Source organism: Chloroflexota bacterium, assembly GCA_009840625.1.
In the GTDB taxonomy this organism is placed as follows: Bacteria; Chloroflexota; UBA11872; order UBA11872; family VXNJ01; genus VXNJ01.
The window spans coordinates 18558-38388 of sequence record VXNJ01000011.1; the positions used below are offsets into that span (position 1 = coordinate 18558).

A 19831-nucleotide genomic window follows, 5' to 3' on the forward strand; every position below is an offset into this window, starting at 1 on the left:
CGGCACGCAACGGGCGCACCGGCGATTGCGGGGACTGGAACTTGCTCACCGAGAACGCCGATAGTCTGAAGGAAACTGGGCACTCGTTGCTGCCGGTCCGGCCATCGACCGGTCGCATCCCTACCAACAGTGGAATTCGGGAACTCTAATGCTCAAGCAGTTGGCACCGCGCGACCTTCAGCCGATACCCGCCTTGGCCTGCGCGCTGATCGTGGCGCTCGCCGTGTTCGGGTGGACCGAAAGATCGGAGATCGTCGATCCTGACGGTCAGGGTGTCCCCTACCTGCCCTGGAAACTCTGGCAGATCGCTCCGCTGGTGATGGGAATTGGGGGCGTTTGGTGGATGTGGCTGAGCACGCGACAGGTTCCCTGGGTGCGCAGCCTGGCGCTGGGCGTGCTTGCGTTCGTGGTTTTCGGTAATGCCTACACCGACTTGTTCGGCGATCACTGGGCAGCAGTCTGGCGAACCGTGAACCCCATCTTCATCGGTTCATCATCGGTCGCCGCAGTAACCCTGTGGCGCTGCGGCACACCGCTTTGCCGAACCGCCGCGGTGCTGTCGGCGGGCCTGGGCGTCTTGCTTTTTGCCAACGGTTATTTCATCAATTACGGAACCCTCTGGGACGCGCTCGATCCATTGCGAATGATCACTGCGATGGCCTGGGCGGCCGGTGCGGCCGGGGTCAACGCTTACCGGGCGGGCGGCTGACCGGGCAAGGTAATCCTCCTGGCCGTCCGCTCAATTTCCCGCGCGTTCAGCAACGGATCCCTTTTCGACCGGGAACCACGTCGGCGATCTGCCAGCCGAAAATCTCATGATTGCCCGTGCGGCGCGGTCTATTACGTGATAGATCGCCGACGTCGCATCGCGCCCGATCGAAAACCGGCGGCCCGGGCACAAATATGACCCGCGGGTGATTCCGGCGCATCCGGAATTCCCGCCGCCCAATTGCAAGACTGGTTTGCCGACCTGCACATTCAAGCAAGGGAATGGGGCGTGCCGAATCGCCTCGCCAGACCAATTCAAGCGGAAGCTTCTCGATGCTGCGCCGCCTGATCTACCGCATTTATGAAGCGCGCCTGGAGAGCGAGGTGCGGCGCGGCGCCATCCCCCACCACGTCGGCGTCCTTCCCGACGGGAACCGCAGATTCGCGCGCACGACCGGTCTGGCGAGCATCGGTGCGGGCCACCGCGACGGGGCCGACAACATTGAGCGGCTGATCGACTGGTGTGATGAACTGGGCATCCCCGTGATCACCGTCTGGGCATTGTCGACCGACAACCTGAACCGGCCCGCGGAGGAACTCGAGGCGATCTTCAAAATCGTTGAAACGCGCGTCGAGGCGCTCGCCGATCGACAGCAGGGGGCCGCCATTTCGCGCCGCATCCGCTCGGTAGGACGCCGCGACATGCTGCCGGCCTCGACCGTCGAATCGATCCAGCGGGTCGAGCAAATGACCGCCGGCAACGACGAAGGCGATCTCATCATTGCCATCGGATACGGTGGCCGCGACGAGATAGTGGATGCGGTCAGGCGGATGATCGGCGATCACGCCGGTCGCGGCGAAACCCTTGCCGACCTGGCGCAGATTCTCAATGCGGAAGAAATCGGCAGCTACCTTTACGCGCCGGACATTCCGGACCCCGACCTGGTGATTCGCACTTCCGGCGAGCTGCGGCTGTCCGGGTTCATGCTTTGGCAGAGCGCGTTCAGCGAGTACTACTTTTGCGAGGCCTACTGGCCGGCGTTTCGTCGAATCGATTTCCTGCGGGCGATCCGTTCTTACGGCCAGCGGCAGCGACGGCGCGGCCGTTGACCGGCGGACGAACCTAAGGCAGGGACCGCGGCTCCGGGCTGAATGCGATGGGCCGGAACCGGAGCATGAGCGTGGCATCATTGTTTGGCGCTTTGGACGGCAGTTGCCCCGGCATTTAATTGCCGTGGCAAAACCTTCACGTCCCCAAAGGATCCCGCCCGTAACTTTGCGCCCTTAAACGGTTGCAACAGCGCCTCCGGCGCCACGTTGACCGACTGTCGACTAGATCCACAGAACGCGAAGAGAATCCGCTCATGCGCCCAATCGAATTCGATTCCAGAACCGGTATATGGACCGCTCGCGGCCGCCTCTGGCCGTTGGTCCTGCCAATCCTGGTGCTGGCAAGCTGGTTCGCGTTCGGAGTAGACCGCGCGAACGCGGCCGATTGCCAATTCGTGCTGGGTTTTGCGGCCCTTCAGGCGGCCGCCCCGGCAGCCGTCGGCGATTGCCTCGAGAACGAGCTCCACCACCCCGCGGACGGCATCACCAGGCAGCAAACCACAAAGGGCGTCCTGGTCTGGCGCAAGGCCGACAACCACACATCGTTTACCGACGGCCACCGAACCTGGGTCGCCGGGCCGCTGGGCCTGCAGCAACGATCGGTCGGCGATCGGTTCGCCTGGGAATCTGACGCAGACCGCGTTATTCGCATCGGCGCGGTGGTGAGCGAGACCGGTCGATTCGTTGCGGAAGGCAACGACGTGCGACGCGGGTACCGGCTCTGGGCCAACTGGATTAACGGGGAGTATGGCGGCCTGAAGGTCGGCGACGCCCGTTATCGGGTGGAGCTGAATATGTACGACGACGCCGGCGAGGCGGCAGCCGCTCGGATGCTGGTCGAAAGGTTAATCACCGAGGACGAAGTCGATTTCCTGCTCGGCCCCTACAGCTCCGGTTTGACCCAGATCGCCCTCGAGGTTGCCGATGCTCACGGCCAGATCCTGGTAACCGCGAGCGGTGGCGCTGAAAGTTTGTTCACTCAGGGATTCGGGAGCTTTTTCGCGGTGCAGACGCCGGCCGCACAATACACCCGCTCGGCTCTGCAGTTGCTGGCCGGAGAGGGCGCGTCGTCGGTCGTGATCGCCCACCCCGACACCGTGTTTGCAACCAGCGTCGCCGACGGGGCCCGCCGCTGGGCCGCCGAATCCGAACTTGACGTCCTGGCGGTCCACGAATACCCGCAGGGGTCAGCCGAACTGTCCGCGATCATCGCGGACGCCAAGCGCCTCGGCCCGGACATCTTCGTCGGCGGCGGTCACTTCAACGACGCGATCCTGTTCCTGCGCGCCGCCAGGGAGCTTGACTTCCGGCCGGCGGCGATGGTGATTACGGTCGGGCCGAGCAATCCGCTGCTGGTGGAGACGCTCGGCTCGGACGCCGAATACGTTATCGGCCCGACGCAATGGGAAGCGTCGATGAGCTACGCCGGCGACCTGATCGGTTCGGCGGCCGACTTTGCCGCCCGATACCACTCCCTGTGGGGACGCGATCCGACCTACCAGGCAGCCGGTGCGTCCGCCGCCGCGCTGGCCCTGCACCACGCAATCGAAGCCGCCGGCACCACGGATTCGGCATCCGTCCACCAGGCCCTGCGCGAACTTCAGGTCGACACCTTCTTCGGCCCGATCAGCTTTGACGAACAGGGCAGGAATTCGGCCCGCGCAATGGGCCTGGTGCAGATCCAGGACGGACAAATACTGGTCGTGGCGCCAACCGCCGCTGCCGCCGCCGACATCATCTACCCGGCCCCCGCGGCCGGCGGAACTTCCTAGGGAGCCGCCGGACACAAGGGTGGCGCGGCGGGCGGATCCGGGTAACCGGTAACCGCTGACAACCCCGCCGCCGACCGGCGCCGGCCGGCCGGGCAAAGGTTGGCCGGCCGCGGCCATCGTACCGGACCGCGGCCGGCAGGTGCCGCGCTCACGCAAGGGCCCGACGCCCGGGAATGTGGGACCGGTCTGAGCTGACCGGTCGCACGGAGGACCCGCTCGCGTCCCGTCCCCGGGCCATTGCCAAAGACCTATTCCACGAGCCTCCCGCCCGGCTCGCCGGCAGGCGGAGATTCGCATGCCACGCGGCCTGAAAACGACTGATCCGGCCGCGGTTTCCCCGCGCAAAGTGATTGTCTGGCGCTGACAAATTTCCGCCACATTTGCCTCTTACCTTGATCAATGTCACGGATGTGACGAGAAACGGAGTTCGATGGAGCTACAAAATGAAATCCCAAATCCTGAAAGCCAAGAATGAACTTGCCCGGCCACTACTGGCGGCAGTGCTTTGCACCGGGCTCGTGATCGGCGGCTGCACCCTCGACGGCGGTGCCGGAGAGGGACGCGAATCTGGGGGCGAATCCCGGGGGCAGGAAGCGACCGAGATCGGCGGGGGTTCCGGCAGCGAGCATCCCGGCGGAGCCGAGGGAGCTGAAGGCGGCAGGGAGGGAACCGGCGGCGGTGAAGAAGGCAGTGGGGCCATGCTGGCTCCCGGTGACACCTTCGACACTGTCCGTGCCGGCGCCCGGCTGATCATGAACTACGACCCGGCCAGCAACGCGTTCCTGGGAACTGTTGAGAACACGACCGCCGGCGCGCTGACGCGGGTACGGGTCGAGGTGCACCTCTCAAACGGGACCGAGCTGGGTCCGACCAATCCGGTCGACTTGGGCCCGGGTCAAACCCTGTCCATAACCTTGCCCTCGACTCAGGCACCTTTCAACGGGTGGGTCCCGCACGTCGAAGTCGGTGGCGGTGAAGGCGCCGGCGCAGAAGGGTCCGGTGGCGAAGGGCACGGCCCTGGCGGCGAAGGCGGAGCCGAGGGGGCCGGTGGCCAAGGCGGCCTGGGCGCCGAAGCCGGTGAGGCCGCCATGTCAAGTCCCACCGTGGCCCTAGACCAGACCTGGGAAGGAAACCTGGGCGGCCTGGCCGTGTTCGCCCGCTACGACGCTGCCACCCGGTCCGTCGAATCGACGGTGCGCAACACCCTGCCGCAGGTGCTCTGCTACGTCCAGTCCGAACCGCATCTGAAATCGGGCGGCACTACGGTTGGCGAACTTGGCCCGGACGTTCTGGGCCACTTGAGCCCCGGGCAATCGGCGGTGTCCAGCGTTTCGGTCGATACTGAACCCGGGCTGGCCGGGGTATCGTTCGACGGTTACGTGATCCACCTCGAGGTCTTCGACTGCTCCGGTACCGGACCAGTCCCGCACACCGGCGGCGAAGGTGGTGAAAGCGGCGGCGGCGAAGGCACTGGCGGCGAAGGGCACGGCCCTGGCGGCGAAGGCGGAGCCGAGGGAGCCGGTGGTGGTGAAGAAGGCAGCGGGGCCATGCTGGCACCCGATCAGACCTTCGATATGATCCGCGCCGGTGCCCGGCTGGTCATGAGCTACGACGCGGCCAGCAATACGTTCAACGGAACCGTCCAGAACACGACCAACGGGGTGCTAACGAGGGTCCGCGTCGAAATACACCTCTCCAACGGGACCGAGCTGGGACCGACCGTTCCGGTCGACCTGTCGCCGGGTGAAATCATTTCGATCAACCTGGACTCGACCGCCGCGCCTTTCAACGGTTGGATCCCGCACGCCGAAGTTGGCCGCGGCGAAGGCGCCGGCGGGGAATCCGGCAGTGAGTCGAGCGGCGAAGGCGCCGGCGAACACGGATCCGGCGGCGAAGGCGGGCACGGCGCCTGAGGCCGGCAAACCCGTGGATATCCGAGCCCAACCCATTCCGGTCACCCCCGGTTGGCGAAACTGGACTTCGGGAGACATTCGGAATGTTGGTGCAAGCGGCTGTAGGCAAGGAGCGCCTCTATCGAGGCGCTCCCGCCTTGACCGGCCTCCGCGGAGGCCGGTCATGAAAGGCAATGTGCTGATCGTCGAGGACGACCGGCGAATCGCCAGGTGGGTGAAGGTCTATTTCGAGCGGGCCGGTTTCAGTGCTGAGATCGCCCACGACGGACAGACCGGCCTGGCACTGGCCCGCTCGCAGCTCCCGAACCTTGTGATCCTCGACCTGGCGTTGCCGCGCCTGGACGGCGTCGAGCTGTGCAAAAGGCTGCGCCGCGAGTCGGACGTGCCGGTGATCATGCTGACCGCCCGCGAATCCCACGCCGACCGGGTCGTCGGCCTAAACAGCGGTGCCGACGATTACGTCGTAAAGCCTTTCGATCCGGACGAATTGATCGCCCGCGCACGCGCGCTCCTGCGCCGGGTCAATGCCAGCGTCCAGCAGGAGCTGAACCTGGGAGGGATCACGTTGGACGAGTCCTCCGGCGCCGTAACCGTCGACGGCGAACCGGTGCAGCTGACCCAAGCCCAGGCCGCTCTGCTGGCCGCGTTCATGCGTCACCCGAACCAGTTGCTCTCGCGGAACCAACTGATCTCGCTCGCATTCGGCGGGGATTTCGACGGGTTCGACCGCGCCATCGACAGCCAGGTCGCGCGGCTCCGCAAGCAGATCCACCGCGGCGGCCGGGAACCGATCCGGACCGTCTACGGTGCCGGCTACCGTTTCGTAGTGGGGCACGACTGATGTCGCTGCGCTGGCGCATCCTGGGTTCGATCGTATTGGTCGTCTTGCTTTCGGTCCTGGCCAGCATTGCGGTCGGCTACTACGCCACCCAGTTCCGGCTGGACGCGTTCGTGGACCGTCTGGGCGGGGACGAGGCGGTCCAGCTGGCAGGGAGGTTGAGCCGGGAATATTCAGACACCGGCGGCTGGGCGACGGCCGGAGAGGTTCTGGCCGAAGCAGGCTACGGACTCAATCAGTCCGGCCGGGACGACGAACACGAATCCGAGCGAGGTGAATCGGCGGAGCTGTTTCATCGCGATCCCATTCGGGTGGTCATCGTCGATTTGGAAGGACGGGTCGTGCTGGACAACCGCCAGCAAATCCCGCCCGGAACCGGCATTACCGATCTCGGCGGGCACCGCGAGGCGGTGTTCGACCAGACCGCCAACCAGCCCGTCGGGCATGTTTATTTGGACGTCGAGCAGGAGAACCTGGCAACCGAGTCGCACGGATTCTTGAGCGCTCTTCTTTACATCGCCCTAATCGGCGGCGCGCTGACGGCCGGGGTTGCGATCCTGCTGGCCGCCTGGCTGTCGAAACGGATCACGGCGCCGGTGAACGCGCTGACGCAGGCGACCCAGGCGATCGCCGACGGCAAGGCCGCGCAGTTGCCGATCACCTCTTCTGACGAGCTGGGCCGGATGAGTGCCGCGTTCAACCGCATGTCTGCCGCCCTGGAAGCCCAGCGGGACCTTCGCAAGCGGTTGGTTGACGACGTTTCGCACGAAATCAACAGCCCCCTGAGCGTGATAAAGCTTGAGGCTAAGGCGCTGGGCGACGGTCTGCAACCACCGGCAGCCGCTTCCCGTCAAATCATCGAAGAAGTGGACAGGTTGCGGGGACTGGTTTCCGATTTGGACTGGCTCGCCGAGACCGAACAGGGCGAATTCAAACTCTCGCCGGAGCCGACTTCCCTCCACGACCTGCTGAGCGCGGAGCTGGATCGCTGGCAACCACTGTGTCAGGCCCGTCAAATCGGACTTTCGCTGCAGATTGACGGCGAATCCCCGATCCTGGACATCGACCGGCTGCGGATGGGCCAGGCGCTGGCCAACATCCTCAACAACGCCATAAACTGCACCGAGTCCGGGGGAACCATACGCGTCGTTACCGGGTCGGATCGAAACGGGTCGGCAATCCTTTCGATAGTCGACGACGGCATTGGGATTGCCCCCGAGGATCTCGAACACGTATTTGACCGCTTCTACCGCACGCGCCAGTCGCACGATCGCGGGATCAGTGGCAAGGGCCTGGGATTGGCCATCGCCCGTGCAATAGTCGACGCGCACGGAGGGACGATCGATCTTTCCAGCGATGGGCCCGGGAAGGGCACGACGGTGACGCTTCGCCTGCCAGCCTTCAGGTGATCGGACGGCCGCCGGCCGTCAGGAACGACATCGCGGGCCGGCTGGCGCGACTGCGGCGGCGTTCCAAGCCGAAAGTCAGCAAAGGCGACTGGTCGGTCGGCGGCTGCGGGAAGAGCCGATGAGCACCCGAATCGATCAACCGGGCAGCTAGTTGTCAGAGGCCTGGCGGTCGCGCCGGGCCCGCCGAACTTGGCTTTGGCGGTGCATTGCGCCGGGCGCTTGATCGCAGCCGAATTGACCGACGTTGTCCCAAGAACGTATCAAACGCCGAACCCTATATTGCAAAATTGTGGCAAAACGCCAATATATTCGGCCCAACTTTGTCATATCGCGCTAACGAATCAACCTCCATGTCCGCCGGTGGCTGGCTATCGGTCCGTCCGATTCCGGGACGGATGCACGCATGACCGGACCCGAAGGGCCCGCGAGCAACGAGGCCGCGCTGCGCGATCGCCTGTCGCGGCTCAGCCAGGCCAGCCTGCGCATCAACGAGAGCCTCGAATTCGAATCGGTGCTGCAGGGGGTGCTGGATTCGGCCTGCGATCTGACCGACGCCAAATTCGGCGCCATCACCATGCTCGGCGATGGCCGCCAGCCGGATGGCTACGTGGTTGCCGGACTTTCATCCGACCAAGCCCGGGCGCTCTGGGACTTCACAGAAGGTTTTGAGGTTTACGAGTACCTGGGGCGCACCCGCGAACCGCTGCGCTTTGCGGACTTCCAGGGCCATATGCGCGCCCGCGGCCTGCCGGAAGTGCCGCTTTCGGCACCGGTTGGCCCTTTCCTGCTGGCGCCGATCATCCACGTTGGCGAACTGGTGGGGACGATTTACCTGAGCCGGGAGCAGGGCGAGCCGGAGTTCAGCTCCGCCGACGAGGAGATCCTGGTCATGTTCGCCTCGCAGGCCGCACTGGTGATCGCCAACGCCCGCCGCTACCGCGAGGAGCGGCGGTCAAGGCTCGATCTTGAAACCCTGATCGACACCTCGCCGGTGGGCGTGATCGTATTTGACGCGGCAGATGGTCGCGTCGTTTCGGCCAACCGCGAAGCAAGGCGGATCGCCGCCGAAGTACACCCTCCCGGCGGTTCGCTGGAAGAAGCGCTCAAGACCGTCACCGTACGCCGCGCCGACGGAGCGGAACTCTCGCTGGCAGACCACCAGCTCTCGCACGCATTTAGCGGCGGCGAAAGTGTGCGGGCGGAGGAAATATCGTTCGAAACACCGGATGGCAGGAGCGTTTCCCTGCTCGTTAACGCCACCCCGAACCACTCCGAAGACGGCGCGGTCGAAACCTTCATCGTCACCATTCAGGACCTTGCGCCACTGGAGGAACTTGAACGCCTGCGGGCGGAATTCCTGGGCATGGTCTCGCATGAATTGCGAACCCCGCTTACCTCAATCCGGGGGTCGGCCTCGACCCTGCTGGATGGGGACCTGGCGATGGACCCGGAGGAAGCTCGCGAATTTCACCGGATCATCCTGGAGCAGACCGATCATATGCGGGGCCTGATCAACGATCTGGTCGACCTGGCGCGGATCAAATCGGGAACCCTGTCGGTCGACGCCGAACCGATTGAAGTCATTGCCCTGGTGAACGAGGCCCGCAACGCGTTCAGGGGTGCGGGGGGCGACAACACATTCGCAATCGACCTGCCCCCGGACCTCCCCCGGATCATGGCCGACCGGCGGCGCATCCGCCAGGTCCTGACGAATCTGATACGCAACGCGGCCGGATATTCCGGAGATTCGTCAACGATCGGCCTGAGTGCTGAGCAACAGGACTCGCATGTGGCCATTTCGGTCGCCGACGAGGGCCGCGGGATCCCGCCGGAAATGCTCTCGCAGCTGTTTTCCCGCTACTCTCGGCTCGGTCCCGACCGCGGTTCGAGCGCCGAAGGTTCGGGGCTCGGCCTGGCGATCTGCAAAGGACTGGTTGAAGCGCACGGGGGGCGCATCTGGGCCGAGAGCGAAGGCGAGGGCCGGGGGGCCCGCTTCACATTTACGGTTCCGGCCGTGGACGAACCTAACCTGGCTGCGCTGGTCGCTCCCGGTCGGGCGACGGCGCGTTCCCGACAGCGCGCTCCCGATCGACGACGAATCCTGGCGGTCGACGACGATCCGCACGCGCTCCGGTACATCCGCGATTCGTTGCAAAAGTCCGGTTACAACCCGGTCGTGACCGTTGATCCCGGGGAGGTGGACCGGCTGCTGGAAGAGAGCCAGCCCGACCTGGTGCTGCTCGACCTCATGCTGCCGGGGGCCGACGGTATCGACGTGATGCGCGCCATCCAGGTCAAGGCCGACGTACAGGTGATCTTTCTCTCCGCCTACGGGCAGCAAGAAAACATAATTCGCGCGCTTGACCTTGGTGCGGCCGACTACATCGTCAAACCGTTTTCGACCGCCGAGCTGGCGGCCAGGATCCGCGCCGCCCTGCGCAAGCGATCGCAATTCGAATTGCCGGCCCACCCCGAACCGTTCCGGCTGGGGAATTTGAGCATTAACTACGGAGAGCGCCGCCTCACCGTCGCCGGTCGCACCGTCGAGTTGACCGCCCGCGAATACGCGGTGCTTTTCGAGCTTTCGGTAAATTCCGGGCGGGTAATGACGCACGAGCAGTTGCTGCTGCGAGTCTGGGGATCACGCGAGACCGGCGACTCGAGCCTGGTTCGCACGATCGTTAACCGGCTGCGCCGCAAGCTCGGCGACGACGCCAAGAACCCCTCATTCATAATCACCATGCCCGGCGTCGGATACAGGATGGCCCGATCGATTGACAGCGGGGTATCCCGGACCGCCCCCTGATCCAGGACGAACCAAAAACTCAAGTCCCGGCGCTCGCAACCACATCGGTTACGAGCTTCCAAAGCCCCGGCGCCATACCTCCTTCGGCACTACGAAACCATGTTCCGGCCGGCACGCCCGGCCGCGGGGTATCGCGCTAATCTCGGGCCCGGTCGGGTCCAGATCTTGCCCAGGGGTGCGCAACACGACGCCAAGACCCCGTCCCAGTCGATCACCGGATATGTGAGAATCGCCACGGTTTTGGGACATTCGTTGCACACGGAACACGAGGGTGGATTGCTCACACGCCAGTTGGGGCAAATGTACGCACCGATTACCGCCCGGCCGACTCCGCCACCCCAGGCATGGCAGATTCGCGGCGCGCCGGGTCCCTGAGGGATCGCTCCGCAACTCTTGCAAATCGCAATCCCCGGTCCGTGGCGCTGCACGCTGTCATGGCGCGGACCCGGTTCTTGGGGACATTCGCGGCAGGTTTGCGTTTCGGGCGCGCTCTAAACGCTGGGCGGAAAAGGTCGTTTCCGCAGCGCGCTTCGTTCTCCCCCGATCCCGGCCAGCCTGACGGGATCGCTGAATCATGCCCGAAAGAATCCGGCGGTGTTCGGAGGAAGCCGACGCGATCCTGAAAGTCGCGGTGGAGAAGGGCAACGACATCCTGCGCGAACGTGATCGGAAAGGTTCGATCATCAGGGTCGCCGACGTGCAGTTTTTGGGTCCGGGCGATGAATCGCGCAAATGCGCGCTCTGGACCGCCGCCCTGGGCGAGCTCGAATCGCTCGGTTACGCCTGGCCGGCATCGACTGAGCGAGGAGTTTTCCGGATAACGGGGCGCGGGCGCAACTACGTCGCGAAAATCACGCGGGCAGGCAGTCTGGGAGCGTGATCGGTCTCCACTGCAGGGCCCGACCGAAATGCGGGCCGAATTGATGACCGAACGCCGGCAGGCCAGACGCGTCCGAGCGCTCCGGCCCACGCCCCCTGGATCGCTCCGTCCATCCGAACATTTCGGCGACCCGACCCTCCGGGCGATACGCGCGGGAATCGCGCCGAGGCGTAATTGAACTCGCTTTCAAACCACATCTGAGTCGCAGGTGTCATCCGAGGAATTCAACGAACACGTACTCTTCGAACCGGAAGAGAATCCCCCGACCCTGATCGCGATCGGCGCCGGCATGCAGTCGGCGATGGTCATCGTGGCCCCGATTGTTTTGACCGTCGTGATCGTGGTGCGGATCGCCGAGCAGTCGGCCGATTACCTGTCTTGGGCGGTGTTCGCGGCGCTGTTGATCAGCGGCGTTACCACGGTGATCCAGGCGGTTCGATTCGGATCAATTGGTTCCGGCCATGTGTTGATCATGGGGACTTCGGGGGCGTTCATTGCCGTATGCGTCGCCGCGCTGGTCGAAGGTGGACCGGCCCTGATGGCATCGCTGATCGTGGTCTCGTCGCTGATCCAATTTCTCCTGGCGTCGCGGCTGGCCCTATTGCGCCGCGTCTTTACCCCCGTAGTCGCAGGTACCGTGATCATGCTGATCGCGGTCACCGTAATGCCGATCGTGTTCGACACTGCGCGCAGCGTTCCGGCCGGGTCACCACCGGAATCCGGCCTGGTGACGGCGCTGGTGACCATCCTCGTGACCGTCGGATTGATTCTCAAAGCTCCGCCGGTACTCCGGCTCTGGTCGCCCATCGTCGGCATATTCGTCGGATGCGCGGTCGCGGGCGCGTTCGGAATCTACGATGCGAACCTGATCCTCGACGCGCAGTGGATCGGCATCCCGGTGGCCTCGTGGCCAGGTTTCGATTTCGCGCTGGGCGAGGGTTTCTGGTTGCTTCTGCCGGCGTTCGTGGTCGTCACGCTGGTTGGCGCGATCGAGACCCTTGGCGACGGCGTGGCCATTCAACGGGTTTCGCGTCGCCGGCCCAAAGCCACCGACTTTCGCGTCGTGCAAGGCGCCCTGAACGCCGACGGAATCGGGAACCTGCTTTCGGGTTTGGCGGGAACCCTGCCCAACACGACCTACTCGACCAGCATTTCCCTGGCCGACGTTACCGGTGTCGGATCGCGCCGGGTGGGCGTGGTTATCGGGATCGCACTTTTCGTGCTGGCGTTTTTCCCGAAAGCGGCCGCGGTGTTCATCGCCATTCCGAACCCGGTGGCGGCCGCCTACATGATCGTCTTCATCGCGCTGTTGTTCGTCCAGGGAATGCGGATCGTCGTCCGCGACGGGGTCGACCACCGCAAAGTGATCGTGGTGGGCCTGTCGTTCTGGCTCGGCGTGGGGTTCCAGAACGGCGCAATATTTCCCGATCAGGTCGGAGACGGGTTTTTTGCCGCCCTGTTCGCCAACGGGATGACCGCCGGCGCGATATCGGCCACGGTCATGATGGTGTTCATCGAGTTGACCGGCAGGCGCGGCAACCGTCTACGTACCAATCTCGACGAATCCTGTTATCCCGAAGTCGAGGACTTCCTGCGCCGCGTGGCCGACCGCAGCGGCATGGGCGAGGTTACGACCGAACGGCTTGTTTCGGCAGGGGAAGAGACGCTGGCAATCCTGGTCCAGGCGGCCGAACAAGCCGGCGGCGAATCCCGCCGGCTAAAGGTTTCAGCGCGGATTGACGGCGAGCGTACCGAAGTCGAATTCGTCACGGCGGCCGAGACCGAAAACGTCGAGGACAGAATCGCTTATCTCAGCGAGTTGCCGCCGATACCGGACGAACGCGAAATCTCTTTCCGATTGCTTTGCCATTACGCCGATTCGGTCCGGCACCAGAAGTACCACGCGTTGGACGTGATCGCGATCGGAGTTTCCGGGAAGCGCTAGACAATACGCACGCTGGCGGCGATCCCGGCCAGCACCCGGACCGCGATCGGATCTGGGAGCGGGATTCGGGTTGGGATCCGAATTGTTCCAGAAAATCGGCGGCGCCCCTACTGGGTCTTGCCCGGTAACCACCCCGGACCGGGAACTCTGCAGCGATTGCTCGCCGCAGTTAGTTCATCTTTGGGAAAGTTTGCGACTGACCGCGAATGCTGCCACCGCGTAAGCGGCGTCCACCGCCGGCCACCAGACCGCATGCGCGGTGTGCGCAATCTCGGTATCCGACCAGGTGCTGCAACCCCAGACCCAGAAAAAGGTCATGCCGAGGGCGATGGTGCCGTAGAAGGCCAGATCCTGTTCAATCTTCTTCCCGCCGGAAAAGTGCTCGTACGCGCTGAGCAGGAGCACGATCAGGATCCCTGCGGCCATCAGCCAGTGCAGGATGTCGCCCGGGGTACTGCCCCACGAATCCGGGTAGGCGGCCACGGTGACCCGGTGAAGGACGACCAGAGCGCCGGTGATGAGGAGATAGATGGTTGCGACGATCTTCAATGAGTTCATCGGTGAATGCCTCCTGCGGTCAGGCCTTTCCTAAGTTTTAGATATCGATTAAATCAGGTTGCTGACACCGGCGTAGTTCGCCCTGCCAATTGACCCGCTGTCGGCGTTGCTCTCTCCCCGTCAACCCTTGGCCGATAGTCCCTTAGGTCGCACGCCCGTATTGCTGCCAATTTGCAGCGCCGGCGCTTACAGGTCCGCCCGGTTGCGGATGGCGTCCAGGCTATCGCGTACCAGTACTTCGCCGTCGCGGAATACTTCCCGCAGAACGTCTGGTTCGGAGTTTTCGCAAATTCCCACCGTTCTAAATCCCTTGCCCGTCCGCACCAATTTCAGCGCTCCGGACTTGGAATTCTTGGCCGGGTCAGACGCCGGGCGTTTGAAAACGTCGCGCTGGACCCCGGCTACCTGGACCCAGTTGCATTTGAGCGCAAACCGCAGAGTATCGCGGTCGCAGTCCTGCAGCAACCCGCCACCGCTGCCGAAGACCATGTTGTCCATCGACCAACCGGCACCCGTGATCGCGTCGCACAGCCCCGGCAGCGAATGTCGCGTGATGCCGTCACCCTGGATCAGACGCACGTGATCCGGCAACACCTTGTAGCCCTTCCCGTTGACGCTATGCCCGAATTGCTCCCCCAAGATCGAAAGGCATTCGACCACGACGCGCTCCGGTTCGCCGGAATCTGGTCGCACCACCAGAGTTCGCTCCCGGTTGTCGGCGACCTCGTCCCGCAATTCCCGGCCCCATAGCTGCCGGCAGGCCTCGAATATGTTCCAGGAATCGCTGACCACCGCGACCGTGCCGGAGTGGAACCGGTCCAGGATGTGCCGGTAGGCGTCAAGTTCGCCGTCCTCGCCCCACGCGGTGATCGTCGAGTGCTCGGCCGCCGGGACCGAATACCCCGGCTCTTCGGCGGCGTAGTGCGCCATCAGCAGTCGCAGTCCGGCAATCGTGTCCGTGCCCTTGAAGTTCACCAGGTGGGCGGCGCCGCCGAGGGCGGCCGATTCCGAACTGCTGGAACCACGGTACCCGAAGTCGTGCAGCATGAAGGCCAGGTTGTCCGGATTGCCCGATTTCTCAAGCGCCGATTTCAACGTCCGTTTCTGCTCGCGGCTGATGGTGGCCACCGTGCAGGGATACCAAAGCTGCACAAGCAGCGTCTCAAGGTGGTTGGTCAGCCAGGCGCAATCGGGGTCGGTGTTTTCGATCGTAAACAGCACGTTCGATTCGGGAATTACGCTGCCCTCCGGGGCAGCCCTGATGCTGACCGGCAAGCGGCCGTCGTGCGCGCTCACGACGTGCTCCCAGCCCCGACGATTGAAGAGCTCCTGACCGAAGTGCCACCGGCACAGGTCCTCGGCCTCGTCGATCATCGCCGGCGTAACCCGGTGGGCACCGGAAAGGTGCTCGTCCATAAGGTACTGGAGCCCGAAGAAGACGCAATACGGGTATTCCCCGCCGGCCCGCGACTCGAAGTACGACGAGACCACCTCGGTCCCCGGCTGGTACATCGCGTGATGTGATTGCTTGTAACTGTCCGTCGCGAGGATGATGTTGTCGGAGATCATTTACGATTCATTTTGATGGCGGCTGCCACTAGTTGCTGTACGCTCCCGGCCGACTACATTTCACCGTTACGCTACTTCCCTGGCCAGGCACGCTTGGCATCAACGACGCAGCGTGACCACGTTCGGCCGGTTCCGCTGCAAGTCAGTGACCATTTCCACAGTTTCACCGGACAAATCCGGCTGATCCCACGGCGTTGGGGATTACGCTGGTAACCGCAATTCCGTTTGCGTCATAGACGCGGACGGGGAGATTGCGTTTTGCGGTTCAAACTGGTGGAACGGCAGGTTTCCGGCAATCGAACCCTACGCGGCGGTGAGTTCCGGTGGCGATTCTTCGCGCAGGTTGCGTCGCGATGATTGGCAGTCTCCTGGGCAGCGGAATTCCTGGGCCGCGTTATCCATCCAAGAGAGGAGCGTTTGCTTCGATTGCGGTCGGCGACAGATATACCTGTGGGGTGCGAACGAACGTTAACGTGGATTGTCGGGGCGAGGTGAAAGAAGGCCAAGGTTTGTCGGTACGCCAAAAGTCCCCTGGCTAGATTCGCCGGCGATCCGGGTTGCGACGCCGAGGGCGCTTGACAGCGCTCGGCCTAGCGGATCCCTACCGCGGCCAGCCCGGAACCGGTCCAAATGATCACGATGTTGTCAGCTGCCGTCATCAGTAGAGGATCATCACTCAACTTGTCGGGGTCATCGTCCCAAGTCCATGAGTATTGCCAAAGCCGGGAAGATAAATCGCCGTCGAATGCGGCGACCTCGCCGTCAGGCACTTCGTAGATGATGTTCGCCCGGCGGATGAATTGAGGACCGCGTCGAACGCTGCCCGGTTCCGTGTCCCTGGTCCACAATTCCATCCCCGAGCCGGCTTCGACCAGGACGACTCGGTTCCCCGATTCAAGTCGCAATCCCCCCACTCCTGGCCAGATGCGCGCGGAATACCCTTCGAGGTCTTCGCACCAAAGAACGTTCCCCGAGCCCATTTCGAGGACGCAGAAGCCCTCCGGATGGGGAAAGGTCGGATACGTGCCGGGGATGTGTGGCTCAAAGGTGTGGACCACGGCGACGCCTTCGAACAGGAAGTGAATCCTCACATCCATTCCGGGAAACCGGAACGACCAGCTCGGCTCCCCCGTTTTGGCGCTAAACGCCACGATCGAATCACCTGATTCGGCGACCACGTTTCCGGCGCTTGGTCCTTGCAGCTGACGCAAACCGGAAAACTGCTTTTGCCAGACCGTGGCCCCGCTGGTCAGGTCAATCGCGGTCACGAGGCCGAGGTGCTCGGACAACCAGACGCCGTCCGAGGGCCGTTTCGTGAACCCGGGCGTCCGGGCCTCCCATAACTTCCTGCCCGTCGCCAAATCCAATCCGATGCGCGGATATGCCGCGATGACAAGGATGTTCTGCCAGATATGAATCCGCTGGAACCACTGACTGGAGATTTCTCGGAAGTGCCAGAACTTTTCACCGGTCCGAAGGTCCAAAGCCATCACCTCGGTTATCGGCGTCGGCCTCCCGTTGGCCGGTCGGGGTTCGCTGTATTTGCGCAGGTAAACCACACCGCTGGAAATCTCGTACTTGAAGTTCGATCGCACCCCAGGGTCGGCGACTCCCCAAAGGAGTTGCCCGCTCCGAACGTCCAGGGCGCGAATCTCCGAGTCGCCTAGGCGAACAATCGCCACGCCTTCGTCGATCACCACTCGGTAATGTGAGTGCGGGTAGTTGTGCTCGGGCAGAGGATATTCCCAAAGGAGTCTTGAATCTCCGTCGCCTGAATGACCCTCGACCGCGCGTTCGGTCGCGATTTCGGGTGGTTGCCCGGGTAGAACGGCGTTCTCCGGCCACAACCCCAATGCTTTTGCTTCTTCCCCACCGTTGGCGACCGTCACCGCGCCCGCGTCGGCCCAGGGCACATCTTCGGTCCAGAGCTGCAAGACCGCCCTTTGCAGACGGATCGTGCGCAGCAGACCGTCGCCGTATTCGCGCACCCGGGACTGAGGAAGCCCGAACCAGCGAAGGGGGTCGGCCACGCTTTCGTAGCTGGCGCGCAGGGCCGGTTCGGCGTCCATCAATGCGATGCGGCGCTCTGATATTTCGTCGAATGAAAGCCCCTCTTCATCGAACTGCTCTTGGGGTGGAATCAATCGGGATTCGAGCGCATCGTCGAATCCCAGCCGATTCAGGTCGTCGAACACGTTGATGAATTCGACTCTTGCGGTGTCGGCCCTCCACTGAAAAGCCGCCTTTTGAAATACCTGGGTGACGAATCCGTCCCACCGGAAGCGGCGCGAGACCGGATAACCCACCGACTGGATCCCGCCGAATTGGCGAAACGCGGTCCAAAAGAGCGCATCCGAATCATCGAGAACCGCATAACCGTCCAGCGGATCGGGGGTATCCCCGCCGGTTTGCGTGAAGAACCACCCGCCGGCGACCGGAAAATCGGCCGATTGTGACTTGGCATCAGGGGTCACGAACCCGGCCAGCGACACAGCGGCCAGAACCACCAGTGCCATCCGGCGAAGTGCACGACCCTTCATGGACCTGCCAATCCGCGAGAGTCCGCCCTCAAACTGGTTGAAATCCGGGTCAACCAGGCCATCATCGGCGGCCGTTGATGGGCCAAATCGCGTAACGCCATGACACGAATTTGGGACTGATTTGAGGGTTCACCCCAATTGATTGAGGGAACCGCCATTAACCCCGTTGGGGTTCGCGCTGCAATCGGCCGGCGACAGGCAATAGCCGGTTCCAGCAGCCGGAATCTGGATCGGGGTTCTGGCGGGTGCGTGCAATCCAGTGGTAACCGAGCGTGGATAGGGCCGAATTCAAGCGATGATCTCCGCGACTTCGCGATCCATGCCGCGCAGGGCTTCATCGACCGAAAGTTGACCGAGGGCCGATTGCTCCACCCAGCGGCTCATCGCGGGTTCAATTGCGAAGTGCTCAGGTGCGATCAGTCGGGATTGAGCGTATCTCGTGTTGTCGGCAAGCGACCGCCACGGGTCGGATTCGAACAGTGGAAAAACCGCCGCGGCCCCTCGGCAGGGCAGAAAGCGGTTCGGGAAGATGTTGATGTCGTAGTTGGGACCTGGCGATGAGAAGTATTTGATGGTCTCAAATGCCGCGTCGTGATGTCGCCGCCACCGCGACGCCATGTATTTGTCGACGTAGAGTTGCATCCCTCTTTGACTGGGGCCCTGAAGCGGTGGGCCGACACTCAGATCCGCGAATACGAACGGAGCGTTCTGCTCGCACGCGGTGACGTCGCGCGGCCAGAGCAGCTGCATTGCTACGCGGCCGGCGCAAAAAGCGTGCAGGTTGACGATGCTTGACTTCATTCCATCAATTGGCATCGACCGGTCAGTCAGTCCGTGCAGCACGTGCTGGGAGAGGGCGAGATGACCTTCGGGTGTGTCATTGGTTGGCCTCGACAGGTCGGCGTTGAAGGGCCTGCCGCCGGCTTGAATGAGCCAGTCTTCATAAACCTGGGTGTGATGGTGCAGATTGATGCCTGACTGTTCGAAGAATTCGCGGTCGTCTCTTATGGTCAGCCTGCGGGCAGATTCATTGAGTTCTTCCCAGGTGCTCGGCGGTTCGGGTTGCAACCCCGCAGCTTCAAATCTGGAAGGTCTAAAAACGACCGATCCGCGGTGATACGTGTTGAGGGGGATCCCGTAGACGTGGCCTTGGTAGGTGACATCTTCAACCGCGTTCGGGTAGAAGTCGGGCCACTGATCCCACTGCGCCACGTAATCGTCGAGTTCAAGAACGTAATCGTAGGCCACCAGAGATGGGATCCACGTACTTTTGCCGTACCAGACATCCGCATTCGGAGCCGGCAATTCGCCCGACGTCGGCAATTTGAAGGAGAAATCGAACTCGATGTTGATTCCGGTCAATTCCGCAAATTTCGCAGCTTCGGCGCGAAGCGCTTGTCGGGTGGCGGGATATGGATCGACGTAGCTGAAATCGATGATCGTACCCGCAAACGGTCTTGGCGGCGGCTGGTCATCCATTGAGTCTTGAGGGGTCGCAACCGGTACCGCCGGGGGCGGCCCTGGTTCCTCTTCGGCCGACGATTCAAGCGGATTTGTTTCCGGATCCGACTCGACCGGCGTTTCAGTCCGGGTCGGCGTGGGCTCGGCTTCGGCGGGCGGTTCGGTCGGGGCCACCTCGACCGGCGTTTCAGTCGGGGTCGGCGTGGGCTCGGCTTCGGCCGGCGGGTCGGCGGGCGGTTCGGTCGGGGCCACCTCGACCGGCGTTTCAGTCGGGGTCGGCGTGGGCTCGGCTTCGGCCGGCGGGTCGGCGGGCGGTTCGGTC

12 protein-coding genes and 1 pseudogene (1 of these 13 running past the window's edge) are annotated in these 19831 nt (G+C 63.5%); 9 read left to right on the plus strand and 4 right to left on the minus strand.

The window, feature by feature from the left end; genetic code table 11:
• Positions 1-148: 148 nt before the first annotated feature.
• The 9 genes from F4X41_08075 to F4X41_08115 all read left to right on the plus strand — a co-directional run bounded on the left by F4X41_08075 (position 149) and on the right by F4X41_08115 (position 13381).
• Positions 149-709, plus strand: coding sequence for a hypothetical protein (locus F4X41_08075; GenBank protein MYB16971.1), 561 nt, complete (start codon positions 149-151; stop codon positions 707-709).
• Between the two features lie 332 nt (positions 710-1041).
• Entirely contained in the window at positions 1042-1818 is a 777-nt protein-coding gene (gene uppS, locus F4X41_08080) for a di-trans,poly-cis-decaprenylcistransferase (GenBank protein MYB16972.1), read from the plus strand.
• 254 nt (positions 1819-2072) lie between these two features.
• Positions 2073-3590 (plus strand): ABC transporter substrate-binding protein, encoded by a 1518-nt coding sequence (locus F4X41_08085; protein MYB16973.1) that lies wholly within the window; start codon positions 2073-2075, stop codon positions 3588-3590.
• Positions 3591-4033: 443 nt separating this feature from the next.
• Positions 4034-5503: a hypothetical protein gene (locus F4X41_08090; protein ID MYB16974.1), complete on the plus strand. Its 1470-nt coding sequence runs from the start codon at positions 4034-4036 to the stop codon at positions 5501-5503.
• Positions 5504-5666: 163 nt separating this feature from the next.
• A complete protein-coding gene (locus F4X41_08095; protein ID MYB16975.1) occupies positions 5667-6344 on the plus strand; it encodes a response regulator transcription factor in 678 nt (225 codons plus the stop codon).
• A complete protein-coding gene (locus tag F4X41_08100; protein ID MYB16976.1) occupies positions 6344-7750 on the plus strand; it encodes a HAMP domain-containing histidine kinase in 1407 nt (468 codons plus the stop codon). Before F4X41_08095 ends, F4X41_08100 begins: the two co-directional genes overlap by 1 nt.
• A 403-nt stretch (positions 7751-8153) precedes the next feature.
• Complete coding sequence (locus F4X41_08105; GenBank protein MYB16977.1) at positions 8154-10556, plus strand: response regulator; 2403 nt, start codon at positions 8154-8156, stop codon at positions 10554-10556.
• A gap of 574 nt (positions 10557-11130) precedes the next feature.
• The gene (locus tag F4X41_08110) at positions 11131-11436 is read left to right on the plus strand and encodes a hypothetical protein (protein ID MYB16978.1); all 306 of its coding nucleotides are present in this window, start codon (positions 11131-11133) and stop codon (positions 11434-11436) included.
• Positions 11437-11644: 208 nt separating this feature from the next.
• On the plus strand, positions 11645-13381 hold the full coding sequence (locus tag F4X41_08115) for a hypothetical protein (protein MYB16979.1): 1737 nt from the start codon (positions 11645-11647) through the stop codon (positions 13379-13381).
• A gap of 174 nt (positions 13382-13555) precedes the next feature.
• Here the strand turns inward: F4X41_08115 and F4X41_08120 are convergent, their stop codons facing one another.
• From F4X41_08120 to F4X41_08135, 4 genes and pseudogenes are all read right to left on the minus strand, one after another.
• On the minus strand, positions 13556-13939 hold the full coding sequence (locus F4X41_08120; GenBank protein MYB16980.1) for a hypothetical protein: 384 nt from the start codon (positions 13937-13939) through the stop codon (positions 13556-13558).
• Between the two features lie 186 nt (positions 13940-14125).
• On the minus strand, positions 14126-15508 hold the full coding sequence (locus F4X41_08125; protein MYB16981.1) for a nicotinate phosphoribosyltransferase: 1383 nt from the start codon (positions 15506-15508) through the stop codon (positions 14126-14128).
• A 590-nt stretch (positions 15509-16098) separates the two neighbouring features.
• Positions 16099-18048, minus strand: coding sequence for a PQQ-binding-like beta-propeller repeat protein (locus F4X41_08130; GenBank protein ID MYB16982.1), 1950 nt, complete (start codon positions 18046-18048; stop codon positions 16099-16101).
• Between the two features lie 288 nt (positions 18049-18336).
• Positions 18337-19831: pseudogene (locus F4X41_08135) on the minus strand (extracellular solute-binding protein) (it continues 122 nt past the right edge of the window).

Excerpts from the sequence above, each read along its gene's own strand:
- F4X41_08075 (MYB16971.1), top strand. The coding sequence starts at position 149 with ATGCTCAAGCAGTTGGCACCGCGCGACCTTCAGCCGATACCCGCCTTG.
- uppS (MYB16972.1), top strand. The coding sequence starts at position 1,042 with ATGCTGCGCCGCCTGATCTACCGCATTTATGAAGCGCGCCTGGAGAGC.
- F4X41_08085 (MYB16973.1), top strand. The coding sequence starts at position 2,073 with ATGCGCCCAATCGAATTCGATTCCAGAACCGGTATATGGACCGCTCGC.
- F4X41_08090 (MYB16974.1), top strand. The coding sequence starts at position 4,034 with ATGAAATCCCAAATCCTGAAAGCCAAGAATGAACTTGCCCGGCCACTA.
- F4X41_08095 (MYB16975.1), top strand. The coding sequence starts at position 5,667 with ATGAAAGGCAATGTGCTGATCGTCGAGGACGACCGGCGAATCGCCAGG.
- F4X41_08100 (MYB16976.1), top strand. The coding sequence starts at position 6,344 with ATGTCGCTGCGCTGGCGCATCCTGGGTTCGATCGTATTGGTCGTCTTG.
- F4X41_08105 (MYB16977.1), top strand. The coding sequence starts at position 8,154 with ATGACCGGACCCGAAGGGCCCGCGAGCAACGAGGCCGCGCTGCGCGAT.
- F4X41_08110 (MYB16978.1), top strand. The coding sequence starts at position 11,131 with ATGCCCGAAAGAATCCGGCGGTGTTCGGAGGAAGCCGACGCGATCCTG.
- F4X41_08120 (MYB16980.1), bottom strand. The coding sequence starts at position 13,939 with ATGAACTCATTGAAGATCGTCGCAACCATCTATCTCCTCATCACCGGC.
- F4X41_08125 (MYB16981.1), bottom strand. The coding sequence starts at position 15,508 with ATGATCTCCGACAACATCATCCTCGCGACGGACAGTTACAAGCAATCA.
- F4X41_08130 (MYB16982.1), bottom strand. The coding sequence starts at position 18,048 with ATGAAGGGTCGTGCACTTCGCCGGATGGCACTGGTGGTTCTGGCCGCT.